The organism is Vibrio sp. 03-59-1 (assembly GCF_013114135.1).
Classification (GTDB): domain Bacteria; phylum Pseudomonadota; class Gammaproteobacteria; order Enterobacterales; family Vibrionaceae; genus Vibrio; species Vibrio cortegadensis.
Map to the genome: position 1 here is coordinate 1 of NZ_VTYA01000062.1, position 1,490 is coordinate 1,490.

Consider the following 1,490-nt stretch of genomic DNA (forward strand, 5'->3'; position numbering starts at 1 on the left):
GGCCAAGGCAATAGCCGCTTAAACAGGCCGTATATATGGAAGTTAACCTGCGCTTTTAATTATGCTACTGACTTGCAAAACCGGGGGAGACCATATATGTGAGCGGCGCTTGCCTATACTTTGAGCGAAGCGAAAACGGCAAGCGTTGCGAATCACTCTTAAATGCTTTGTTATGTGCGTACTTTTAGATACACACTTTCTTGGTTTTCATTGGGATTTCACCAAATCGTCAGTAGGCTCTGCCTAAAACCGCGGTCGATCCCTAGGGATGATAGAACCTTCGATGACTTGTTGAATAAAAAAGCAACTAATGTACGAATTTTTTCTACTACCATAGGAAACCCTCCTTCAAGTTGAGATGTGATAAGACCTGTAATTTCAGAAAGAACAAATGAAGCCCAAAAGCCTACTTGTTCTGGATGTAAGTAAATTAAGGTTGCCATCATCAGCCTAAGGGAACCACCGCAAAGGGACAAAGTTTGTTTCGGCTTTTAACTGCTTACATTTCTATTATGACACGATTAAATCTAGCGTCTAAATTTTGATGAAAAACTGCCATTTTATGCACAAGTTCGGCTTATATGAGCTTAAGTTATTGAATTTTCGTAATAAGCACATAACGCCCAATTAAGGTGCGACAACGCTATAAAAACCAAGCTAAACCATTGCACCGTAAACACAAATTTCAAACCGGAGTGAAATCGCTAAGCGTTAGGAGTCACTCTTAAATTGTTTGTTAGGCCACTGTACAACCGCTGTTCTATTAGTAAAAAACACTCGATATTCTTTGAATCAAAGTGATACCTGAGGGAGTAAAAGTCCAAAGAAATGCACTGATATTTAAGATTATAGTGATCCACAAAATTGCTTTGAACGGCTGCTTCTTCGATTTATGGCGTAGCTGATTTTGTGCGAACAATGCTCCAGGCCAGCCACCAAACAACGATAACATATGAAGTGAATTTTCTGGCGTTCTCCACTGCCCAGTTTGAGCTGCTTTTTTGTCCACTGAAAACATTACATACGTAATGAGACTTATACCGATATAAAGTGGAATTATAAATAATGGTCGACCAAAAACGATAAGTGCTGCACACGCGAAAACTAAATATGAACAACCAAATAATACGGTCAAAGGAAGTGCTTGCTTGCCTTCTATTGTTACATCAACGGCATTAAATCGCCCACGATTATCTTCACTAACTTCAAACGTTACTTCATCGTTTAACCTAGGTCGATGATTGCTATTTTTCACTGATGAAGCATGAATAAAAACTCTCAGATTACCATTCAACGCTGATATAAAACCGTAACCTTTTGAGTCATTCCATTCTGTAATCTTACCTTTCACGACCTTTTCCTATTGATAAAGTAACCTACGTGGCCTAACGCCCAATTAAGGTGCGACAACGCTATAAAACCTAGACTAAACCATTGCGCCGTAAACACAAAATTCAAATCGAAGTAAAATCGTCAAGCGTTAGGAGTCA

At 39.2% G+C, this 1,490-nt stretch carries 2 protein-coding genes; both read right to left on the reverse strand.

All coding sequences use genetic code 11. The features are described from left to right. Nucleotides 1-218 precede the first annotated feature (218 nt). Nucleotides 219-446, reverse strand: coding sequence for a hypothetical protein (locus F0249_RS19880; protein ID WP_171757630.1), 228 nt, complete (start codon nucleotides 444-446; stop codon nucleotides 219-221). Nucleotides 447-763: 317 nt separating this feature from the next. Then, complete coding sequence (locus F0249_RS19885) at nucleotides 764-1,351, reverse strand: DUF1294 domain-containing protein (RefSeq protein WP_171757631.1); 588 nt, start codon at nucleotides 1,349-1,351, stop codon at nucleotides 764-766. Nucleotides 1,352-1,490 lie beyond the last annotated feature (139 nt).

Excerpts from the sequence above, each read along its gene's own strand:
- F0249_RS19880 (WP_171757630.1), bottom strand. The coding sequence starts at position 446 with ATGATGGCAACCTTAATTTACTTACATCCAGAACAAGTAGGCTTTTGG.